The following is a 21,913-nucleotide window of genomic DNA, read 5'->3' as shown; positions in this document are numbered from 1 at the left end:
AATGTAAATTACTAATTTTATTAAATTTTTTAGAATTTGGATTTGTTCCAAGATTGATGGTATCAGAGTTTACTATTACTCAATATTCAAATTTTACTTTTTTAGAAAATTTTGAAGAGTATGCGAGTTTTAAAGAAAAGTTTTTTATTGGTAATAAAGAGCAATAGGTACATCATTGATGGTTGTAACTTGAATATCCATATCATAAATGTCTTTAAGAATTTTAGGCTGGATAATTTCTTTTGGACTCCCACAATAAACAGCTTTGCCATTTTTGATTGCGACAATCAAATCTGAGTAATATGAGGCAAAATTAATATCATGCATAACAAGAAGAATGGTTTTTTTTAATTCATTGGCTGCACGGCGTAGTTGCTTCATCATGGAAACGGAATGTTTCATATCGAGGTTGTTCAATGGTTCATCTAATAAAAAATAGTTAGTATTTTGACAAATGACCATTGCAATAAAAGCACGTTGACGCTGTCCTCCAGACAGTTCATCTAAAAAGCGCGTTTCTAAGTTTTTTAAACCAAGATATTGAATAGCACTATTGATAAATTGTTTATCTTCATTGTTATATCGACCTTTAGAATAAGGATAGCGCCCAAAACTGACTAAATCACGAACTGTTAGGCGAACAGATAAAGGATTATCTTGACGTAAAAGTGAGAGTTTTTTAGCTAAAATATCGTATGATGTCGTTTGAATATCAAAGCCATCGACATTAATTGTGCCTTTAGTAATCGGCAGAAGGCGTCTAATCATCATCAAAAGGGTTGATTTTCCTGAGCCATTAGGACCAATAAGAGAAATAATTCCTCCCTCTGGTAAATGAAGGCATAAATTATCAATAACCGTCTTAGCTCCATAGGTTTTGGAAAGATGATTGATCTCAATCATTTTAATTGTCCCTTCATCAATAGAGTTAAAAAGACGATACCACCAAAAAATTCAATAATGAAACTTAGTCGTCCTCCCATGTTCAAGATTTGTTCTAAAATAAATTGTCCGCTTACTAAAGAAATTATGGCTAATAATATTGTAATAGGTACAACAACATGGTGTTTTGCTTGAGGTGAAAGCTCATAAGAAAGATTGGCAACTAATAATCCAAAAAAAGTGACTGGTCCAACAAGTGCGGTAGAAATCGATACAAGAATAGAGATAAAAATAAGAATAGCTGTAGCACTTTTGTGATAATCAACGCCAAGATTAAGAGCAGCTTCGCGTCCAAGAGAAAGAACATCAAGTAAGTGACGTAAACGCCATCCGATCAAGCTTACGATGAAAACAATGATTGTAGCAAAGCCAATTAATGATGTATTGAATTTATTAAAATTTGCAAACATAATATCTGTCAAATTCATCATTTGATCTGGATTCAGTTGTAATTGCATAAACATGCGTAAGCTGAAAAAAAATCCACCAAAAACGACACCAATCAATAAAGTTAGATGAAGACCTTGAACGCTTCCTGAGAATAACCAGCGAAAGAGGCTTGTTGAAAAAATAATAAGAATAAGAGCTTCAAGAATTAATTGCCCTTCTTCATTTAGGAATGGTAGAGAAAGAGAGTCGAGAGAATAAAGAATAACGGTTTTGATTAAAATATAAAGTTGATCAAATCCCATGATTGAAGGTGTCAAAAGACGATTATTAATGACTGTTTGAAATAAAACAGTAGAGATAGCAATTGTATAAGCAATGAGAAGAAGAGAAACAAGTTTTGCGAAACGAAATTTCCATGTAAAAATAGTTATATTCCATAACATATACAGACTACTCATGACACACGCCATTATGGTCAGTGCTGTCAATATCAGTATAGTTGTTTTTTTTCTATCCAAGACGCTGCCTCCAGTGTAAAAGTAGTATGATAAAAACAAAGCTACCAATGACACCCATTACAGTACTGATAGGAATTTCAAAATCATGGTGAAGGACTCGTCCTAAAAGATCACAGACTAGTACCAGTCCAGCACCGCTAATCATTACCCAGGGAGCACTATGACGCATATTGTCCCCCATGAAATTTGAGATAAGATTTGGGATAATCAATCCGACAAAAGGAATACGACCAACTGTACAAGTGACCAAAGCGGTAATTGATGCAACGATAAAGAGCCCAAAAAACATGACAATACGGTAATTAAGACCAAGATTATTCGTCAAATCTTCCCCAAGGCCAGCTACAGTAAAGTGATGGGCAGCAAAATAAGCAAGAATGCATAAAGGAAAAGACAACCATAAAAGTTCATATTTCCCATCAATAATCATTGAAAAACTACCAAACAAATGGGCTTGAAGAGAAGGAAGAAGCATTTCATGATCAGCAATAGCATTTGTTAGGGCATTAATAACATATCCCAGCATAATTCCTATAAGCGGTACGATGAGAACAGATTTTAAAGGAACCTTGTATAATAAAAACATAAAAATTAATGTACCAATCATGGCAAAGGCTGTGGAAACAACCATTTTTCCAAGTACAGGTATGTCAGGAATAAAAATCATAACGAAAAGGATGCCGAGTGATGCGGATTCAACTGTTCCAGCGGTTGAAGGTTCGACAAAGCGATTACGTGTTAACAATTGCATAATCGTTCCTGAGAGAGCAAGTGACATACCCGTCAAGAGTACTGCAATTGTTCGGGGAAGACGCGTTTGCCAAAAAAGAAGCCACGCTTTTAAATCGCCTGATAATAAATTAGCAAGTGTCATATCAGAATAACCAACAAAAATGCTACAAGCAGAAAATATTGCAATGATCGCTATGGCTATCCAATAATTTGTCACATCAAATTCTTTTTTTTAAATAACAGAAGCTTTCTGGTATAATAATATAAAAACTTCTGTTATTAAATCTTACTTTATAATGAGCAAGTTATTTTATATTTAACCGTTCTTATTTACTTTCTGTAAAAGCTTTGCTGATTTGCTTTGTTGCTTCATTAAGTCCAGTTAAACCACCACTTGCACGATACCAGCTCCAGGAATCTAGGTAAATAATTTGATTTTTTTTCCCAGCAGTTGTGCGGTGAACAAGTTCATTGTCTAACAATTCTGCTGCAGATTTTCCTTCCCGTCCAATTGCGGCATCGCGATCAATAACTAATAACCAATCAGGATTGGTTTCAAGAATAAATTCAGGAGAAATAGGTTGTCCATGTTTATGCACAACTATTTTATCAGTTGCAGCAGCGATTCCAAAGTTAGTATGAATAATATCTATGCGTGATTTTGGACCCAAAGCATTTATTTTTCCACCTGAAGTCATCAGAACGAGTCCTGTACCTTTTCCCTCCGTGCTTTTACGAACCATTGCTAAATTTTCTTTGAGCATTGCAATTTCTCGTTCCGCTTCTTTTTCTTTACCAAAAATTTTTCCAAGAATGGTGATATTCCGTTCAATATTTTGGAGAGCATTTTCATACCCTACTGTCAAATCAATCGTTGGAGCGATTTTGGATAAATCGTGATATTTAGATTTCGTTCTTGAAGAAATAATAATAAGGTCAGGCTGAAAAGCAGCGATTTTTTCATAATTAGGTTCAAAGAAAGTACCAATTTTTTCATATTTTGCATCATCGAAATGTTGCAAATATATAGGTTTTTTTCCTTCAGGAACACCAACCTCAGTATTAATGCCTAAACGATTTACATTATCAAGCGATGCGAGATCAAAAAACACAACCTTTTTAGGGTTGTTAGGAACAGAAGTTGTGCCTGAAGCGTGTTCAACTGTTAGATTTGCCCACGCCGCGGTTATAAAGCTCATTATTACAGTTAAAATAGAAACTGCCTTTATTATACGTTTAACAATCATTATTTTGTCCTTTTCTTTAAAAAACATTTTTAAAATTTTAGGATCAAGATCCTTATATTAAGTTTTTTACACAATAAATATACAGCAAGAACACATTACGTTATCAAAATGATCTAAGATATGTAATGTTTAGTGTATAATTCAATGTCAATCAAGGATTAAATTTGTTTTGTATTTTTTATGTTGTACAAACTTTTTATGGTTAGTTTACAGAAAACTATTGAGTGAGCTGATAAAGCGTAGCTATGATTTTTTTATTTTTTCACAAAAGTTGTTTCCTTCCTTTTATTTCATATGATTTGTGAGCATGATCTGCAAAGCGAATTTGATACTTAAAAGAGTGAGGGTTTATAAGATTGTTTATAATTTTATTTCTTTTATTGATTAAGGCTTGTTAATATTTTCGTTCTTTTAAAAGAATGAGTGACTAAAAGAATTTGTGGTTATTAAATGCTTTGATTTAAAAAGAATAAGCAATGTTTTTCTCTTTGAGACTAAGGAGTGATTTAGTTTCTTTTTTTATTTATCTGGGTTATTTTATGCGATTTAGTACTTTTAAATGGACAGTATGGCTTATACGAGGAGAATATTTAATGTAGTAAGAGATCTTGTTTCTTACGCAGTTGTGCAATCCATTGATTTTCGCGAATAGTTGTATTGTGTATTGTAATGAGTTCATTCTTTTTAATTGCAGCTGTAACCGTTGCTTTTTCTAGAAGTCCACAAGGGATAGCTTGATGAGCACGTGCTTCTTCAACGCTCATTGTCCAAGCACGATAGCTGTAAAGACCTATAAAATCTAATTGTTCACCAGGGTATAAGTCTTTTTTAGCAACAGCACAAACCTCGGCAACTGGTTGTTTAAGTGGTGCCATATCTGTTTTACCATACAACATAATGCGTGCGCAGGTAAGTGGAACTTCCATTGCAGTTAAGTGGTAGGGGCGGTGAAAGGTAAAGTAAGGTCCTTGACCGATTTTTAAATCTTCCATACGTTCACGTAAACGTGGATGTGCTATTTCTGCAATGACAAAAACACCAGGGGCAACTCCTTTACCTATTGAATAATCTACAACACCGCATCTGTTTAAAATGCCACCATCTTGTTTTGGAATAAGTACTTTATTTAAATCTTTGAGTGCAGCATTAGGGCCATGCATTCCTGGGCAATCAGGAAGAAGTCCTGTCGCATTAGCAATTGCTGCCATTTCAACCATTGTTTTAGATCCATCAATAAATTCAACTAACATACGAACATTCATATTGCGTTTTCTGGCTTCTTCTTCGTACTCATCAGGAGTGGCATCTAAAATAAGTGGATTATTTTTTCCTTTACCTACTGCAACAATCTTATGCCCGAGTGCTGATACAAATTCAATGAGTTCCATACAAGATGTCGGTTCATCACCAGCACCAAGTGTATAAATAAGACCTCGTTTATCTGCTTCATACTTGAGATAAGCACCAATTGTAACATCAGCTTCCACATTCATCATGACAAGATGTTTATTGTTGCTAAGTGTTTTGAAACCAATTTCTGCACCTGCTTCAGGATGACCTGTTGCATCAACAATAATGTCAATTTGCTCATGGCGTAAGACAAGGTCTAAATCATTAGTAGCAGCAATTAAGCCTTTTTCAATAGTTTGGGTTAAGGCAGTAGTGTTTTCAACTTCACATACATGGCCTTCTTCTCCATAGGCTAATGCAGCGGCATCAAAAATACGAGATGGTGTGCGGCTAGCAACAGCTGCAATTGTTATGCCGTCCATATGTGTAATACTAGATAATAAATCTGTTCCCATTTCACCACAACCAATTAGTCCAATACGAATGGGTTTATAGCTTTCTGCACGCTGTTTCAAATCACGTGCTAAACCTGTTAGGTTTATATTGCTGGTCATTGTTGTTTCCTATTTAAATTTTTCTTTAAGAAAACATTTTATTATTAATAAATGCGTTTCTCTATGAGACATTTAAACTTTATGTTGTTGATGCTCTAAACAATGGCTTTTATAAAAGCAAGAGATAAGGCATTTAGTCTTTTATCCAGTAAAACAAGGATAGTGTTATGCAACGAAAAATAGCAGTGAAGGATATAGCCAATTTCATTGGAAAAGAAATTGGCTTATCACAGTGGCGTCTTGTTACACAAGATATGATTAATCAATTTGCATATGCAACGGATGATCATCAATGGATTCATGTAGATGAAGAAAAAGCGAAAGAAACGCCTTTTGGAGGTACTATTGCTCATGGTTTTTTAACATTGTCACTTTTGTCTGTGTTAGCTTATGAGGCATTGCCAGAGTTGGAAGGTGCGACGATGGGGATTAATTACGGTTTTGATAAAGTTCGTTTTATGAATCCTGTAAAAACAGGAGCACGAGTGCGTGCTCGTTTTATTTTAAATAATGCTAAAGTTCGTCCTTCTGGTCGTGTTGTTTTTCATTATGAAGTAACGATGGAGATTGAACAATTAAAAAATCCAGCTTTTATTGCCGATTGGCTTATTATTGCTATGATTGACCAAAACAAGTCAGCTTGTGAAACTTTTTAATATTTTGTTTTATCCAATTTCTGTGCAATTTTATCACCAGTCCATTGAACAATGATATTGAGAATAATTAAAAAAATAATCACTATTGTCATGATAATGGTATTGTAGCGTTGATAGCCGTAGCGAATTGCTAGATCACCCAAACCACCACCACCAAGATATCCAGCAAGCGAAGTAGCACTGATTAGAGAAATGATCATGACTGTAAAACCAGTAATGAGGCTAGGAAGTGCTTCAGGAATAAGAACATGTCTGATGATTTGAAAGCGATTGGCTCCCATAGAACGGACGGCTTCAACTAAATTATGATCAACTGTTTTAAAAGATAATTCTGCTATACGCGCATAAAAAGGAATAGCTGAAATGGTAAGAACAAAAATTACTGAAAAAATTCCTATGCCGCTTCCTATTACCGCACGGGTAATAGGTAAAAGATAAAAGGCCAGTATAATAAAGGGAATAGCACGAATACTATCGATAATAATAGTCAAAAGGCAATGAATAAGGAATGACGGAAAAAGTTCTTCACGTGTAGTTGTATGAAGCAACAAACCAAGCGGCAGTCCTAAAATAAGGGCCATAAAAGAGGCACTTATTGTCATGAATAATGTATCAAAAATAGCATTAGGAAGCTCATGATATAGAATATTAAACATAGCCCAAAACCTCACAATATTGTCCCTTTTCAGTTAACCATTGGACAGCTTTTTTAAAAGCTACTTTATTATGTCCAGGAAGTCCTAAAAAAAGACGTCCGATAGTTTCTCCTTGGACTGTATTAATGCCACCGTGAAGAATACGCGCTCTTAAACCTGTTTCATCTTCAAGGAGATTAAGAAAAGGTTGTTGAACAATTTCACCGGCAATATTGATTTCGATAATCGCTTCTTGACCTATTGATTTAAGATTTTGTGCAAATTCCATAGGAAGTTGTGGTGTTACAAGTTTTAGCATAGCAATGGTTGTATCTTCTTGGGGTGATGTGAAAATGTTTTTGACACATCCTTCTTCTACAATTCGTCCTTGGTTAAGGACAACAACGCGATGCGCAATAGTACGCACAACTTCCATTTCATGAGTAATGAGAACAATAGTAAGATTAAAACGTTTATTAATATCAGCAAGAAGTTCCAGAATAGATTGTGTTGTTTCAGGATCAAGAGCAGAGGTTGCTTCATCTGATAACAAAATTTTGGGGTTTGCTGCCAAAGAGCGTGCAATACCAACACGCTGTTTTTGTCCTCCCGAAAGTTCTGCAGGATAACAATATTCTTTTCCGCATAATCCCACTAATTCAATGAGTTCAGAAGCTCGTTGGCGGCGTTTTTTTTTGTTTATACCTGCTAATTGGAGTGGTAAAGCGATGTTGTCAATAATGTTTTGCGACGATAAAAGATTGAAATGTTGAAAAATCATTCCAATATGCTTGCGGTAGGAAGTCCACTCTATTTCTGATAAGTTGGAAACGTTAACGCCATCAAAAAAGATGTATCCTTCATCAATTTTTTCTAGTCCATTTAAGCAGCGAATAAGTGTCGATTTTCCTGCACCACTGCGTCCAATAATACCAAGAATTTCACCAGCATGGATATCGAGAGATAAATTATCAATAGCTGGAATACCTGTTGTTTTTTTGAAGCGGTGGCTAATGTTCTTTAGGGAAATAAGAGTGTTATTTTCCATTCACAATTACCAAGATATTTGAGCAGCTGTACCAAAAATTTCTTTAATTTTTGTACGAACAGGTTCGCTATTATAGGCATCAACTAATTTTTTGACCCATAATTCATCTTTATCGATAGTGCGCACAACGATGATATTGTGATAAGGGTTATCATCTGTTTTTTCCCATGCGATAGCATTTTTGTGTAAGTTTAATCCAGTGGTCAAAGCCCAGTTTGTATTGACAATTACAATATCAAAATCGTTGATTACTCGCCCTAAAATACCGGCATCTAATTCACGAATTTTCAATTTTTTAGGGTTTTCAATAATATCAAGTGGAGATGCAAGAATATTCTTAGGATTTTTCAATTTAATAAGACCTAAGGAATCAAGAAGAAGCAAAGCTCTCCCACCATTTGATGGATCGTTAGGAATGCCAACAGTTGCTCTATTCCGAAGCTCTTTTATATCTTTGATTTTATGTGAATAGATACCAATTGGAGTGATAAACGTATATCCAGCAATTGAAAGTTTATAATTACGCTGCTCAATTTGATTATTCAAATAAGGTGTATGTTGGAAGGCATTTGCATCGATATCTCCCATATTAACAGCGTCATTAGGGAGGGTGTAATCAGAAAAATAAACAAGTTCAATATCTAAATTGGCTTTTTTTGCTTGTTCAACGGCAACTGACCAAATAATCGCTTCTTTTCCTTCCATAACACCAAGTTTAATTTTTGATTTATCTTCTGCTATAGCGTAGGAAGCATGAAAGATAAAGGCAGAGATAGAAAGGAATAATCCAATGATTGTGTACTGGAACAGTTTATTCAATTTCATGCGTGTTTATCTTTCTTTTATTTTTGTATAAAGGGTTTTAAGGGAAAATTTTATATATTCGAATTGTCTTGAAAAAAATTAAGAATATAAAAGCTTCAAAGAATGTTCAATCATTTTTATTTAAAAAATGATATTATTTTTTATCCTCTGTTACGAAGTGTTTATTTTTAAGCAAATACATCCTATTGGTGGAAGAGCTTTACTCCAACTTAGGTCAATATATTCTACGTTGTGATCTTTTTTGTGGAACCAATAGTATTTTCAAAACTTCTTTAAGAACTGATGATCAAGTGATCAAATGATATTTTTGCATACAATGATCGATAAGGTCAGCATTGTTTGCAAGAGAAAAGCTCGTGTCTATAGGGTGGTGGGAGACACGTAAGAGAGCTTTTGCAATTTTCTCAAGATGTAGCAGACTTTTGAGAAGCTAGAAAATTTACCACGATTTTATTGAAACGAGACAAATTTTTGCAAAGACAAATTTGAGTCTATGAATACTATGAATAGGAAAAAAAGAGAATGTTTAAAAAGAATTTTTTATCAGCGGCAATGATGTTGACATCTTTGATGGGAGCTGGGCTTATGATGGTTACTTGTGATGCAGCTGCTGGAACAGTTGCTAAAATAGAAAAAGGTAAAGCAATTTTACGCGCAGGGCCAGCTACAACTTATAAAGTTACGGCGATAGTTCCTACTGGAGCGAAAGTGCAAATTAATGGTTGCCTTGCTAATAAAGTATGGTGTTTACTTCAACATAATGAAATGGTTGGTTGGGCATCTGCAAATTATTTTAATGTTCACAATGTTCCCGTAATTTCTTTTATACAGATGAAAGAAAAGGCGAAACCTGTAATTCAAAAGCAAATAGTACAAGAAAAAAAGGTTGTCTCTCATTCAAAAAACATGTCCACTGTTCCAGTGGCAGAAAAGAAGATACAAAAAAAAGATGCAACAAGCGTGATGGTTAATAAACCTACAGATATTAAGGATATTGTGCACACAGGTGTGAAAAAAACTGATGATCGAATAATTTTAAAACCGTCTGAAAATACACGTGAAATATCTATAAAACGAGTGACAGCTTATAATCCTTTGTTTCCAGATAATGTCAATTTTGAAAATGCTGAACGCAATGAAACACGTTATCGCGTTATAACATATCCTACTCTATAAAAATTAAGAAAATTTTCTTGTATTTTCTGAAGAAAAAATAAACAAAAATAGCAGTATAAAGAGAATTTTTATGCTGCTATTTCCGTTTAGATAGCTGATTTAGGTGTGATTAAATTACGAGAGATGAGAAGTTCAGCAATTTGAACCGCATTCAATGCTGCTCCTTTTCTTAAATTATCAGCAACAACCCAAAAAGCTAAACCATTTTCAACTGTGGCATCTTCACGAATACGGCTAATAAAAATATCATCCTCTCCTGTGCACTCATAGGGAGAGATATAACCACCATCTTCTTGTTTATCTATGATTTGGCAACCAGATGTGTTGCGTAAGAGAGTGCGCGCTTCATGAACACTTAATGGCTTTGCAAATTCAACATTAACAGACTCAGCATGACCAATAAAGACGGGAACTCGAACAGCCGTAGCGGTTAATTTGATCTTGGGATCAAGAATTTTTTTTGTTTCAGCCATTATTTTCCATTCTTCTTTAGTATAGCCATCTTCCATAAAAACATCAATATGAGGAATGATATTAAAGGCGATGCGTTTAGGAAACTTTTTTAATAAGATTGGATCAGCGACAAAAACAGCTCGTGATTGTTCAAATAATTCATCCATTCCTTCTTTACCAGCTCCGGATACTGATTGATAAGTGGATACAACAACGCGTTTGATAATTGCTGCATCATGGAGAGGTTTTAAAGCGACAACAAGTTGAATGGTTGAACAATTAGGATTGGCAATAATGTTACGTTTAGAAAATGCTTTAATGCTATCTGCATTTACTTCTGGCACAATCAAGGGAACATTGGCATCATAGCGCCATGTGGAGGAGTTATCGATGACTATACAACCAGTAGCACTAATCTTAGGAGCGTATTCTTTGGAAATATTTCCTCCGGCAGACATAAGACATAAATCAGTGTCAGAAAAATTATATGTATCAAGTGCTTTGACTTTTAAAGTTTTGTTGCCATAAGAAACACTTTGTCCTAGTGAGCGTCGTGAAGCTAAAGGAACTATCTCGCTAGCTGGAAAGCAACGCTCTTCTAGAATTGTTAATATTTCACGACCAACATTTCCAGTAGCACCAACAACTGCAACTTTAAAATTCATATTTTAACTTCTTTCTCTATTTTATAAAATAGATATGAGGCTGATCTTTTTGCTTAGATTAAATCTAATAAAGAGGATAAATTAGCCAAGAAATTTGTATATTTTTAATCATTACTTCCTTAGGTCCAAGTGTATGTACACAATTATCATGACGAAGGTACTATAGATCATCTTACTTGACAATACACTGTTTTCTTAGTTCTTTTGGAACTGGAGAGAGTCTGCTATTAATTATCATTCTTTTAGGATTTTTCTTGTTGCGTAAGGATCAGAATTGAAAGGAATCAGTCTGTTTTGGTTAGCAGATGATAAACCAAATTGTTTACGCATGTATCAATGGATATTCAAAGAAATAATATGAGTTTTTATGGAAGCAGAGAATGAGTTTCTTTATTGAAGAAAATTAAAACTTTAACGTTATTAGTAAGTAGCATAATTTTTTGAGATGCTTTTTGAGTATGCGTTGAAAAAAGCTGATCGAGAGAAAATATGTTTTGATATAAATTTATAATCGGTTTTATAAAAAGGAAAATAAAAATTATTTTTTTTCATTATGTTCTAAAGGACGCGCTTCTGAAGTGAGCATAATAGGGACACCACTACGAATAGGATAGGCTAGTTTTGCTTTTAATGAAATTAATTCTTGTGTTTTTTTATTTAAAGAAAGGGGTTCTTTTGTAATTGGGCAGACCAGTAATTCAAGCATTTTAGGATCAGTTGTCATTTTTTTCATATTTGAAAATCCGTTAATGTAAGCGATGATATGCACCTGTTTGTTTCATAAGTGAACGCTCAGTTAAAGCAAGGAGAGTTTGGGCGCGACTTGCGATATCTGGTGCTTCCAGTAAAGCTTGTTTTTCTTCTGGAGCAAAGGGAATAAGAGTTGAAAGAGCATTAACGAGTACAGGTGTAGGCGTTTGTACAATGTTATTCCAATTATGTTCAATTTCATGGAGTACAAGATAGTTTTCAATCGTATTGAGTAAATTTTCTCGATTAACATTCTCTGAATTTTCATGTTCTTGTAAATCTTTTATATTAAATTCAATGATGGCAATCCGATAAGGCTTTTTGCTGACTAATTCTTTTTTTAAAGTAAAACGACAAACACCTTGTAATACGATAAGAAGTCGTCCATTTCCTGTTTCATTATAATTTGTAATACGACCAACACAGCCCATTTCATAGAGTTCTGAGGAAAAATTATCTGTACCCGATGATAACGGCTGAATAATTCCTAATAGACGATTGGATGTCATGGCGTCTTCAATCATTTCAAGAGCACTTGGTTCGAAAATGTTAAGTGATAAAAAACCTCCAGGAAGCAATAATGCGCCTTCTAAAGGAAAAAGAGCAATTTGTTTTGGTAAGTCATTTTCACAATTATAGTGGATATTACCAGCTTTCATGAGTGTTCTGTAACCTTTATCTAATGCAGTTTCGTATATAAAATTATTATAGTTTTTTTATTTATAAGGAAAATTATATTATTGTGAGCAAGATCAGATCACATAATATAAGTTATTATAATGAGGAAAACTATAATCCTTCCTTATAGAGAAAAGGAAGAGAAACAACAATATCTTGGGTTGTATTCAGCAAGATTTTAAAGAATATGAATTCCCTTTAAGTAAAGATTTATGATGATAGTTTGAAAAAACAAGATTATTATAAAAAAAATTAAAATTTAGAGGACTATAATCAGTTTTTTAATGACAGTGTAGAGAAGATAAGTTATAGCGAAAATATATTGGAAAGAATGTCATTGCTTCTTTAATTCTTTGCGGGAGAATGCAAAATACTCACTTTAATATCTGCTGCTAAAGAGTGAAATAATCTGTAATCCTGCAGGTTTGAGACAAAGGGTAAGAAAGACGACCATAATATAGAGTAATAAACGCGATAGAGTAGTAAACGCGGCTTTGGAGAAATTATGAGCACCGATTTGCTGGCATTTGAGGCATTGCCTTTAAAAAAGCTCCCCTTACATGATCTGCATGAAAAAGCACAAGCGAAATTTGGTGCTTTTGCTGGTTGGATGATGCCTTTAGTCTATCCTCTAGGTGTTTTGAAAGAGCATTTGCATACGCGTGCTCAGGCTGGTCTTTTTGATATTTCTCATATGAAGTTGATAGCTGTTGAAGGGCAAGAAGCTGCTGAATTTTTATCTTATGCACTTCCTATTGATGCATCACTTTTACAAAAAGGCCAATCACGCTATAATTATTTGCTGAATGAGCAAGCTGGTATTCTTGATGATCTTATTCTTACTCGTTTAGATGAATACCGTTTTATGCTGGTTGTCAATGCAGGGAATGCACAGGTTGATTTTTCTGAACTTAAAAAACGTGCTGTTGGTTTTAAGTGTCAAATAGTTACGCTTGAGAGAGTATTGCTTGCTCTTCAAGGTCCGCAGGCTGCATCTGTTATGGCTGATGTAGGTTTGCCTGGGAACGAGCTTTTATTTATGCAAGGATTTGAGCCACACCAAGATTGGTTTTTAACACGTTCTGGTTATACAGGAGAGGACGGTTTTGAAATTGCACTTCCGGAAAATCAGGCGCGTTCATTAGTTGAAAAATTACTCAATGATTGTCGTATTGAATGGATCGGTCTTGCTGCGCGTGATAGTCTTCGATTGGAAGCGGGATTGTGTTTACATGGCAATGATATTACGCCTGATACTACTCCTATTGAGGCCGGGCTGACATGGGCTGTGTCCAAAAGTGTTCGGGAAAAAGCTAAGTTTTATGGAGCAGAAGCTTTTCTGAGAGCATATCAGAAAGGCCCTTCTCGTTGTCGCGTTGGTTTAAAACCACAAGGACGTCAGCCTGTACGTGCAGGTGCAGTTCTTCTAGATAATAAGGAGAATCAGATTGGAATAGTAACATCGGGTGGTTTTGGTCCTTCTTTTAATGGTCCTGTAGCAATGGGCTATGTTCCTATTGATTGGAAAATGGAAGGAACAGAAGTTTTTACTGAAGTGCGTGGCAAAAAAATCATGTTGTCTGTTCATTCGCTTCCTTTTGTTGTACAACGTTATATTAAGGGATAATTTTTTATGTCTGAAATTTATTTTACGCAAGATCACGAATGGGTAAGTGTTGAAGGACAGATTGCTACGGTTGGAATTACCAATCATGCTCAAGAGCAATTAGGTGATTTAGTTTTCGTTGATTTGCCACAGAGCGGAACACATTTTTGTAAGGGAGATTCAGCTGCTGTTGTTGAGTCTGTTAAAGCGGCATCAGATGTTTATGCACCTATTGATGGAGAAGTGATTGAAAGTAATAGAGCTTTAGCAGATGATCCTGCATTGGTAAATCGGCAAGCCGAAAAGGAAGGCTGGTTATGGAAAATGAGGATACAGGATAAGACACAGCTTGATGAGTTGTTAGATGAGCCTTCTTATCATGCGTTGATTGGGTAAAAATCATGCAAGAACATCGTTTTGTTTCGCGGCACATTGGGCTTCGACCTGATGAAATACAAAAAATGCTTAGTGTATTAGCACTTGATTCAATAGAAGCTTTGGTTTCTCAAGCTGTCCCCCAGTCCGTTCATTTGAAACGGTCACTTAATTTACCAGAAGCAGCAAGTGAAGCACAAGCTTTAGAAGAATTATCGAAGATTATGGAACGCAATCATGTACGGAAGAGTTTTATTGGGCAAGGCTATTATGGAACATCTGTACCACCTGTTATTTTGCGTAATTTTTTTGAAAATCCAGCTTGGTATACCGCTTATACACCCTATCAGGCAGAGATTAGCCAAGGCCGTTTAGAGCTTTTGTTTTATTTTCAAACATTAGTAAGTGAATTGACAGGATTACCTATTGCTGCTGCTTCACTTCTTGATGAGGCAACGGCTTTAGCTGAAGCTAATGCGGTGGCTGTCCGTTTTGCACGTGAGAAAAAAACAAAGATTTCAATTCAAGGCTTTTTGCATCCTCAAACATTGAGTGTTGCGCAGACACGTGCTCAGACACAAGGAATTCATATGAGTGAAAAGAGCAAAATTTGCTCTGATACAGCGGCTGTTATTTTACCATGGCCAGACACAAGAGGATGCTTTAATGATTACAGTGAAGTCATTAAAGAGGCAAAGGAGAAAGGCGCACTGGTTATTGTTGTTGCAGATCCTTTAGCCCTCACTCTTATGGAAGCACCAGCAAAATGGGGTGCTGATATTGTTGTTGGTTCTATGCAGCGTTATGGAGTCCCAATAGGTTTTGGCGGTCCTCATGCAGGCTATCTTGCAGTGAGTGATGCTTTAATGCGTTTAATTCCAGGGCGTATCGTTGGACAATCAACGGATACGAAAGGGCGTATTGGTTTTCGATTAGCATTGCAAACCCGTGAACAACATATTCGACGTGATAAAGCAACGTCGAATATATGTACTGCACAGGCTTTGTTGGCTAATATGGCGGCGGCTTATGCTATTTGGCATGGACCACAAGGCCTACAGGAAATTGCCAAACGTGTTCATCATTTAACATGTCGTTTCGCAGCCGGTTTAGAAGCGGCAGGTGTTCGTTGTGAAGGTAAATATTTTTTTGATTGTATTAGTGTTTTTGTTGAGAAGAGAGCTCAAGATATTGCGGTTCAAGCAAAAAGGGATGGGCGGCTTATACGTATTCTTGACGATGATTGGGTTGCAATTAATTTTGATGAATTGTCAACAGAAGAAGATGCTATTGCTTTAGCACAGCTTTTTAATGCTCAATTAGCTGATGAAACTGTTTCAAGGCTTTTTGGTAAAGGGCGCGATTCTGCTTTTCTTTCGCAGTCATTTTTTCATACAGTGTGTTCAGAAACAGATATGATGCGTTTTTTACGTCGTTTATCAGATAAGGATTTAGCACTAGATCGGGCGATGATTCCACTTGGTTCTTGTACAATGAAACTCAATGCTGCTGCTGAATTAATGCCTGTGAGTTGGCCTACAGTGGCCAATATACATCCTTTTGCACCTAAAGATGATGCGTTGGGATATCAGGAAATGATGAATCAGTTAAATGCATGGTTATGTGAAATTACAGGATTTTCCCAAGTTTCTTTCCAGCCTAATTCTGGTGCTCAGGGTGAATATGCTGGACTTTTAGCTATTCGCCGATATCATCAATCTCGTGGTGATTATCAACGTAACATTTGTCTTATTCCTGCGTCAGCACATGGAACCAATCCAGCCTCAGCACATATGGCAGGGATGGAAGTTGTGGTAGTGAAATGCTTGAGCGATGGTGATGTTGACATTGATGATCTTAAAGTAAAAGCACAATTGCATAAGACTCATTTGGCAGCTTTAATGATTACTTATCCTTCAACACATGGTGTTTATGAGGAAAACATTAAGGACATTTGTGCCATTATTCATGAAAATGGTGGACAAGTCTATTTCGATGGAGCTAATTTAAATGCACTTGTAGGTCTTGCACGTCCTGCGGATATGGGGGCAGATGTTTGTCACATGAATCTTCATAAAACATTTGCGATTCCTCATGGTGGCGGAGGTCCTGGTGTTGGTCCGATTGGCGTTGGAACGCATTTAAAACCATTTTTACCTGGCCATGAACAAGATAAGACGACGCATGCGGTTTCCGCAGCTCCCTACGGAAGTGCTTCTATTTTAGTGATTACATGGATGTATATTCGGATGATGGGAGCTGATGGATTAAAATGTGCAACACAGATAGCAATATTAAATGCTAATTATGTCGCTGAGCGTCTCTCAAAAGCTTATTCTATTCTTTATCGGGGTAAACATGGGCGTGTTGCACATGAATGTATTGTGGATACACGGTTGCTGAAAGAGCAATATGGAGTCAGTGTTGATGATATTGCAAAACGTCTCATTGATTATGGATTTCATGCTCCAACAATGTCATTTCCAGTTCCTGGAACTTTGATGATTGAGCCAACTGAATCAGAACCGAAGGCAGAAATTGATCGTCTTTGTGATGCTTTGTTATCTATTGCTGAAGAGTCTAAGAAAATTGGCGCAGGCATTTGGCCAAAAGATGATAATCCATTGGTGAATGCACCGCATACGTTAGCAGACACTTTAGATGATAATTGGAAACGGGCTTATTCACGAAAAGAAGCTGCTTTTCCTAATCCTCACTTTGATCCAGTGAATAAATATTGGCCGCCTGTTTCACGTATTGACAATGTTTCTGGTGATAGAATGTTAATTTGTTCTTGCCCACCATTAGTGAACACCTTTTAAATTTATTTGCTTATGTTTCAATCAAATAAGCCTATATAAAATCTGTAGAATTGGATATAAGTTATTTCGATTTTTGTTTAAGATTCATCATGGTTATTTTAAATTCACTTTATGAGAATTCGAAGATTTAAATGTAAATACGTTTATAACGAGAGCCGAGTGAGGTAAGAATTTCGTAAGGAATGGTTCCTGCATCTGCAGCAACATTTTCGATAGTTTGATGTCTTCCAATAAGCTCTACCCAATCACCTCGTTTTGGTTTTTCATGTTTAAGATTGGTTGCATCAACGATAATAGAATCCATAGAGATTTGTCCAATGATGGGTAGCTTATGTCTTTTAAAATAAACGGAACCTTTATTAGAAAGGTTTCGTAGCCAGCCATCAGCATAACCAATAGAAATGGTGGTAAGAATGCTGGGCTTTTGGGTGATGAAACTTCCTCCATAACCAACAGGAGTCCCTGCTTCAGTGTAACGGCTTTGAATAACTTGAGCCTTAAGTTCTAAAACAGATTTAAGAGATGTGGGATGTTTTTTATGGGGATCAATTCCATAAAGTGCAATGCCTGGGCGAACAAGATCAAAATAAAAGTCTGGGCCAAGAAAGATTCCTCCAGAATTAGCAAGTGAGGCTTTACAGGCAGGAAGTTGTGCAAGCGCTGTTTTCATAGCATTTTTTTGGGCGCAATTGGATGCATGTGTTATATCATCTCCGTTAGCAAGATGACTGATAATATATTTTATGTCTGCTCTTTCGAAGAGAGTAGGGTTTTGGATTAACCATTTTAGCTCTTCTTGATCGAGCCCTAGTCGATTCATATTAGTATCAATTTGAATGATTGCTGGAAATTTTTTACCATTTTTTTGACAATGCATTTGCCAGGTTTCAATTTCATGCCGAGAATTAAGAACAGGAACAATACCAGCTTTAGTTATGAGTTCTTCTGCAGTAGGGGGAATACCGTTCAGAAGGACAAGGGTGATATTTTGTGGTAAAATAGCTTTTAATTGGAGTGCTTCTTTAAGATGGGCAATAAAAAAAGTGCGGCAACCAGCTTGATAAAGTGCAGGGGCAATTTTTTCAGCTCCTAGCCCATAGGCATCAGCTTTTACAACAGCTGAACATTCTATAGGAGCAACACGTTGGACTAAAGTTTTATAATTGGCGATAATTGCACTAATATTAATAGTTGCTACGGCAGTATAAGGTAAAGTTACATTTGCTTCATAACCAACGAATTTGTCCATTTTGTAATCCTATCTCTATATAATAAGATATGAATTTCCTTTTAAATTATTATCCTTATAACTATGCCTATAATACACAAAAATGCGAATATTATCTTTATTGAAATATATGAAATATATAAGTGGTGAAAGCAATTATTAAAGTGAGAGATGCAATTTTGATATAACGAATAAAAGTATTATTCTCTTTGAATAATAGTTCATACTGGAAAAATGTTTTTTTATTTCAATTTATCTTTTGAAGCAAAAAAAACATGTATCTAAATGTCATAAGAAAAAATAATAGATGATAAATTATTTGAAAAAGAATTTTACAATACCTTTTAGGGGATATCTGTATAGTTATAATATTATAAGAAAATAAAATATAGAAGTAATGGTGATATTGGTTTTGCTTCATAAATATAAAGATGGTAGCAATCCAGTTGAGTTTGCGCTATATTTTCCATGGATGGTGCTAAGAAATAGGTTTAAGAGAAAATGTAGATATCTTTTAAGACAGATTTTTAAAGTGGTTGTGCACTGTTTTTTCATAAGAAATATGGTTCTCTTAAAGAATGTGAAAAAATGCGCAGTTATTGGCAATCTTCATTATTTAAAAGGTATTGCTTTAGATAATTTTTAAAGCCGTAAAATTGAACTTAAAAAGGTAATAAGGTTGGGCATTGCTGTTATTTTGATCATATTTTCTTAAAATTAGGCTGTCTCTCTGTTGTAGAGATAGGCTAAATTGATGTATGTAACATTTTCATTTCAATCTGTTATATATAAAGTTGGAATAGCAGTGAGAGCTCTAAACTGTTTCAGTGTATCACTGCATTAGAAGTAGATTCTTAATTTACAGGTAAAAGTTAAAGTATGTTCTTCAAATTAGGCCAATAATGTAATAAAAGATATCACCGCTATGAACTAAAGGGATATTCCGACTTTTATTAAACACTTCAAAAGCAATCATATATATATAGCTTTGTGTTTGTGTGCCTTTGTGTTTGCTTATTTTGAAATCGATGAGAGTTTATGGTTTTTTGTAACCAGCAACGAGATCAGATTTGATATCTGTTGTTCCAGTGAGGCGCGCTTTGTAAATTTCATAATTTTCTATAACACGCATCACATAGTTACGCGTTTCTGTATAGGGAATACGTTCAATCCAATCGACAACGTTATCAAGAGATTGTCCTCTAGGATCACCATAACGTTCTATCCATTCATTTGCACGACGGAAGCCTGCATTATAGCTAATAAGAGCCAATATATAAGATCCGTTAAAGCGTTCTAATTGTTCACTTAAAAAATGAGCGCCTAATATAGTATTATAACTGACGTCACTGCTAAATTTTTTGTGAGACCACGCTATTGAATGTTTTTTAGCTAATGCTCTTGCTGTGGTAGGCAACAATTGTAACATACCTTGAGCTCCTGCTTTTGATATAGCGATAGGATTAAATTCGCTTTCTTGGCGTGCAATGGCATAGATGAGTGCTTTTTTTGTTGCAGAAATGTTGATGGATGTTGGAATAGCACCGATAGGATGAGCAAGAGCACTGACAGCCTTACCTTGAAAAACAGCAGTTTTACCAATTCTGAGGCTGGTATAATAGTCACCATTTTTTTCTGACATAACAGCTAAAAGAGCTAGTTCACCAGGATTTTCTATTGTTTTGCTGAGTTCTTGATAAAAAATTTTAGCGAGATTAGCATAGCCAGCAGCTTCAAGCCTTTGGATAACTTGGACACCTTTTCGTGCACTAAAATTTTGCCGTTCATTCATTGTTGGTTTAGGAAAATGAATTTCAAGTTTTTTTTTGTTAAGTCGAGAGGCTGCTAATTGACCATAATAAGTTGTACTAAAATGAGCAGCACGTTGAAAATAATGCTGAGCATTTTTATGTTCACCTAAGGCTTCTGCTGTTCGCCCCATCCAGTAATAGCCACGGGATGTTGAGAGAGGAGAAGAAGAGAGTTGAGAAATACGTGCAAAATGGTGCATTGCTGTCTTGGGATTATGCAAAAACCGAAGTGCATACCATCCTGCATGAAATGCAGCATCAATTTCTAATGAAGGTGTTCCTCCAATATGAGCTGAAACAAGTTGATAAGCGATTTTAGGTTTGTTTAAATCAAGCATTTCTCGAGAAAGAACACGTCGTTCTATCCACCATGCATCAGGGTTAATCAGATTTATTGCATCTCGCGGTGCTCGCATCATGAGTTGTGCAGCAGTATGGTATTGTCCAGTTCGTCGAAAATAACGAATTTTAGCAAATTGTAAGAGAGGATCTTTTCTCCATGATTGATCAACAGCTTTTAGTTTTTGTGCGGCTTGAGGTTCATTTTTTTCAACAGCAGCAAAAGCATTAAAGAGAGATTGAGCATAGGCTAATTTTGCAATTCGCTGGGCTGAATCGATACGATTTGCATAAAGCATAATCTTCATACGTTTTAAATGATCAGTAGGTTTTAATGCAGCGCTTGCATTTTTAAGAATAAGATCTTCTTCTTGAGCATTGAGCTGTACTGTATGCCACCATGGCGCAATGATTTGTCGCGCACGGGTGGTTTGTCCAGTTGCGATAAGGGCTTTGGCAAGTGCAGCCATTCCTTGTACTGTGAGGGGGGAGTGGTAAGTAAATTTTTGAATAATAGCTTGTGTAGAATTGTTTTCATTAATGAAGGCACGTTCAGCATTGCGTTTCATTATATTCATACCTGGCCAATCTTTTAATTCATTGATGGCACTTAATATTTCAGAGCTTGGTATATTCGTTTGATATGATGTATTGATTGCCCACGTTAAGATATGGCGATCAAGACTGTTTCGAGGCATTGTATTGCGAAGTGCTATTGTTTTTGTAATATCTTTGTTTGAAAGAGTATCTAAGCCGAATTTAAGTTGGCTAGTTCTAGTAATATTAATTCTTGTTGGGGTGTTATTATTTATAGGAGGAATAGCCTCAAAAGATTTTTTAAGTTTTTTTATGGTCGTAAGAGAATGAGGATGAACTAAAGGGATTGGTCCATTTTGTGGTAGAATAACTATTTGTGCTGAGGCGTTTGAGAATAAAATTATAGCTGCCAATTTAAGTATAATAAAGATTGATACAAAAAAGTGAGCAGAGATTATACGCATGGAGGAAAGACCTTTAGATATTGCTTTTTAGGCAACATTTTATAATTTTAAAAGAGAAGCATGAAAGACATGTTAACGGATTAGTTGTGTTTTTAGGAAATGTTCAGCGTAC

General features: G+C 35.5%; 18 protein-coding genes. 5 read left to right on the top strand and 13 right to left on the bottom strand.

The window, feature by feature from the left end:
• Nucleotides 1-144: 144 nt before the first annotated feature.
• The 5 genes from ACJTDF_RS04340 to ACJTDF_RS04320 form a co-directional block, all read right to left on the bottom strand.
• The gene (locus tag ACJTDF_RS04340) at nucleotides 145-903 is read right to left on the bottom strand and encodes an ABC transporter ATP-binding protein (protein ID WP_407965114.1); all 759 of its coding nucleotides are present in this window, start codon (nucleotides 901-903) and stop codon (nucleotides 145-147) included.
• Nucleotides 900-1,850, bottom strand: a complete 951-nt coding sequence (locus tag ACJTDF_RS04335) for an iron chelate uptake ABC transporter family permease subunit (protein WP_407965113.1) — start codon at nucleotides 1,848-1,850, stop codon at nucleotides 900-902. The genes ACJTDF_RS04340 and ACJTDF_RS04335 overlap by 4 nt, the downstream gene beginning before the upstream one ends.
• Nucleotides 1,843-2,799: an ABC transporter permease gene (locus ACJTDF_RS04330; RefSeq protein ID WP_407965112.1), complete on the bottom strand. Its 957-nt coding sequence runs from the start codon at nucleotides 2,797-2,799 to the stop codon at nucleotides 1,843-1,845. Before ACJTDF_RS04330 ends, ACJTDF_RS04335 begins: the two co-directional genes overlap by 8 nt.
• A 109-nt stretch (nucleotides 2,800-2,908) precedes the next feature.
• Nucleotides 2,909-3,829 carry a siderophore ABC transporter substrate-binding protein gene (locus tag ACJTDF_RS04325; RefSeq protein WP_407965111.1) on the bottom strand — a complete coding sequence of 307 codons (921 nt, stop codon included), beginning with the start codon at nucleotides 3,827-3,829 and terminating at the stop codon, nucleotides 2,909-2,911.
• Nucleotides 3,830-4,419: 590 nt separating this feature from the next.
• Nucleotides 4,420-5,733 carry an NAD(P)H-dependent oxidoreductase gene (locus ACJTDF_RS04320; protein ID WP_407965110.1) on the bottom strand — a complete coding sequence of 438 codons (1,314 nt, stop codon included), beginning with the start codon at nucleotides 5,731-5,733 and terminating at the stop codon, nucleotides 4,420-4,422.
• Nucleotides 5,734-5,900: 167 nt separating this feature from the next.
• Between ACJTDF_RS04320 and ACJTDF_RS04315 the strand changes: the two genes are divergently transcribed.
• Nucleotides 5,901-6,389 (top strand): MaoC family dehydratase, encoded by a 489-nt coding sequence (locus ACJTDF_RS04315; protein ID WP_407965109.1) that lies wholly within the window; start codon nucleotides 5,901-5,903, stop codon nucleotides 6,387-6,389.
• Here the strand turns inward: ACJTDF_RS04315 and ACJTDF_RS04310 are convergent.
• The 3 genes from ACJTDF_RS04310 to ACJTDF_RS04300 are packed head-to-tail and all read right to left on the bottom strand — an operon-like array spanning nucleotide 6,386 to nucleotide 8,897.
• Entirely contained in the window at nucleotides 6,386-7,045 is a 660-nt protein-coding gene (locus tag ACJTDF_RS04310) for a methionine ABC transporter permease (protein WP_407965108.1), read from the bottom strand. The two genes, ACJTDF_RS04315 and ACJTDF_RS04310, sit on opposite strands and share 4 nt — an antisense overlap.
• Nucleotides 7,038-8,072 (bottom strand): methionine ABC transporter ATP-binding protein, encoded by a 1,035-nt coding sequence (locus tag ACJTDF_RS04305; protein WP_407965107.1) that lies wholly within the window; start codon nucleotides 8,070-8,072, stop codon nucleotides 7,038-7,040. The genes ACJTDF_RS04310 and ACJTDF_RS04305 overlap by 8 nt, the downstream gene beginning before the upstream one ends.
• 6 nt (nucleotides 8,073-8,078) lie before the next feature.
• Complete coding sequence (locus ACJTDF_RS04300; RefSeq protein ID WP_407965106.1) at nucleotides 8,079-8,897, bottom strand: MetQ/NlpA family ABC transporter substrate-binding protein; 819 nt, start codon at nucleotides 8,895-8,897, stop codon at nucleotides 8,079-8,081.
• Nucleotides 8,898-9,419: 522 nt separating this feature from the next.
• Here ACJTDF_RS04300 and ACJTDF_RS04295 point away from each other — a divergent pair.
• On the top strand, nucleotides 9,420-10,073 hold the full coding sequence (locus ACJTDF_RS04295; protein ID WP_407965105.1) for an SH3 domain-containing protein: 654 nt from the start codon (nucleotides 9,420-9,422) through the stop codon (nucleotides 10,071-10,073).
• Nucleotides 10,074-10,159: 86 nt separating this feature from the next.
• Here the strand turns inward: ACJTDF_RS04295 and ACJTDF_RS04290 are convergent, their stop codons facing one another.
• From ACJTDF_RS04290 to ACJTDF_RS04280, 3 genes are all read right to left on the bottom strand, one after another.
• Nucleotides 10,160-11,191: an aspartate-semialdehyde dehydrogenase gene (locus ACJTDF_RS04290; protein ID WP_407965104.1), complete on the bottom strand. Its 1,032-nt coding sequence runs from the start codon at nucleotides 11,189-11,191 to the stop codon at nucleotides 10,160-10,162.
• Between the two features lie 538 nt (nucleotides 11,192-11,729).
• Nucleotides 11,730-11,924: a Trm112 family protein gene (locus tag ACJTDF_RS04285; protein ID WP_407965103.1), complete on the bottom strand. Its 195-nt coding sequence runs from the start codon at nucleotides 11,922-11,924 to the stop codon at nucleotides 11,730-11,732.
• Between the two features lie 13 nt (nucleotides 11,925-11,937).
• The gene (locus tag ACJTDF_RS04280; RefSeq protein ID WP_407965102.1) at nucleotides 11,938-12,600 is read right to left on the bottom strand and encodes an LON peptidase substrate-binding domain-containing protein; all 663 of its coding nucleotides are present in this window, start codon (nucleotides 12,598-12,600) and stop codon (nucleotides 11,938-11,940) included.
• Between the two features lie 524 nt (nucleotides 12,601-13,124).
• Between ACJTDF_RS04280 and gcvT the strand changes: the two genes are divergently transcribed.
• The 3 genes from gcvT to gcvP are packed head-to-tail and all read left to right on the top strand — an operon-like array spanning nucleotide 13,125 to nucleotide 17,422.
• A complete protein-coding gene (gene gcvT / locus ACJTDF_RS04275; RefSeq protein WP_407965101.1) occupies nucleotides 13,125-14,246 on the top strand; it encodes a glycine cleavage system aminomethyltransferase GcvT in 1,122 nt (373 codons plus the stop codon).
• Between the two features lie 6 nt (nucleotides 14,247-14,252).
• Nucleotides 14,253-14,621 carry a glycine cleavage system protein GcvH gene (gene gcvH, locus ACJTDF_RS04270; protein ID WP_407965100.1) on the top strand — a complete coding sequence of 123 codons (369 nt, stop codon included), beginning with the start codon at nucleotides 14,253-14,255 and terminating at the stop codon, nucleotides 14,619-14,621.
• Nucleotides 14,622-14,626: 5 nt separating this feature from the next.
• On the top strand, nucleotides 14,627-17,422 hold the full coding sequence (gene gcvP / locus ACJTDF_RS04265; RefSeq protein WP_407965099.1) for an aminomethyl-transferring glycine dehydrogenase: 2,796 nt from the start codon (nucleotides 14,627-14,629) through the stop codon (nucleotides 17,420-17,422).
• 127 nt (nucleotides 17,423-17,549) lie between these two features.
• On the opposite strand, the gene alr is transcribed toward gcvP, so the two are convergent.
• Both alr and ACJTDF_RS04255 read right to left on the bottom strand, forming a co-directional pair.
• Entirely contained in the window at nucleotides 17,550-18,671 is a 1,122-nt protein-coding gene (alr, locus tag ACJTDF_RS04260) for an alanine racemase (RefSeq protein WP_407965098.1), read from the bottom strand.
• Nucleotides 18,672-19,686: 1,015 nt separating this feature from the next.
• A complete protein-coding gene (locus ACJTDF_RS04255; protein WP_407965097.1) occupies nucleotides 19,687-21,801 on the bottom strand; it encodes a lytic transglycosylase domain-containing protein in 2,115 nt (704 codons plus the stop codon).
• Nucleotides 21,802-21,913: the final 112 nt, after the last annotated feature.

The sequence above is a fragment of the Bartonella bennetti genome (assembly GCF_045945445.1).
GTDB lineage: Bacteria > Pseudomonadota > Alphaproteobacteria > Rhizobiales > Rhizobiaceae > Bartonella.
This window is presented reverse-complemented; position numbering and strand designations above follow the sequence as displayed.

Bases quoted from the DNA above. Each gene is read 5' to 3' on its own strand.
- ACJTDF_RS04340 (WP_407965114.1), bottom strand. From the start codon at position 903: ATGATTGAGATCAATCATCTTTCCAAAACCTATGGAGCTAAGACGGTT.
- ACJTDF_RS04325 (WP_407965111.1), bottom strand. From the start codon at position 3,829: ATGATTGTTAAACGTATAATAAAGGCAGTTTCTATTTTAACTGTAATA.
- ACJTDF_RS04320 (WP_407965110.1), bottom strand. From the start codon at position 5,733: ATGACCAGCAATATAAACCTAACAGGTTTAGCACGTGATTTGAAACAG.
- ACJTDF_RS04315 (WP_407965109.1), top strand. From the start codon at position 5,901: ATGCAACGAAAAATAGCAGTGAAGGATATAGCCAATTTCATTGGAAAA.
- ACJTDF_RS04310 (WP_407965108.1), bottom strand. From the start codon at position 7,045: ATGTTTAATATTCTATATCATGAGCTTCCTAATGCTATTTTTGATACA.
- ACJTDF_RS04305 (WP_407965107.1), bottom strand. From the start codon at position 8,072: ATGGAAAATAACACTCTTATTTCCCTAAAGAACATTAGCCACCGCTTC.
- ACJTDF_RS04300 (WP_407965106.1), bottom strand. From the start codon at position 8,897: ATGAAATTGAATAAACTGTTCCAGTACACAATCATTGGATTATTCCTT.
- ACJTDF_RS04295 (WP_407965105.1), top strand. From the start codon at position 9,420: ATGTTTAAAAAGAATTTTTTATCAGCGGCAATGATGTTGACATCTTTG.
- ACJTDF_RS04290 (WP_407965104.1), bottom strand. From the start codon at position 11,191: ATGAATTTTAAAGTTGCAGTTGTTGGTGCTACTGGAAATGTTGGTCGT.
- ACJTDF_RS04285 (WP_407965103.1), bottom strand. From the start codon at position 11,924: ATGAAAAAAATGACAACTGATCCTAAAATGCTTGAATTACTGGTCTGC.
- ACJTDF_RS04280 (WP_407965102.1), bottom strand. From the start codon at position 12,600: ATGAAAGCTGGTAATATCCACTATAATTGTGAAAATGACTTACCAAAA.
- gcvT (WP_407965101.1), top strand. From the start codon at position 13,125: ATGAGCACCGATTTGCTGGCATTTGAGGCATTGCCTTTAAAAAAGCTC.
- gcvH (WP_407965100.1), top strand. From the start codon at position 14,253: ATGTCTGAAATTTATTTTACGCAAGATCACGAATGGGTAAGTGTTGAA.
- gcvP (WP_407965099.1), top strand. From the start codon at position 14,627: ATGCAAGAACATCGTTTTGTTTCGCGGCACATTGGGCTTCGACCTGAT.
- alr (WP_407965098.1), bottom strand. From the start codon at position 18,671: ATGGACAAATTCGTTGGTTATGAAGCAAATGTAACTTTACCTTATACT.
- ACJTDF_RS04255 (WP_407965097.1), bottom strand. From the start codon at position 21,801: ATGCGTATAATCTCTGCTCACTTTTTTGTATCAATCTTTATTATACTT.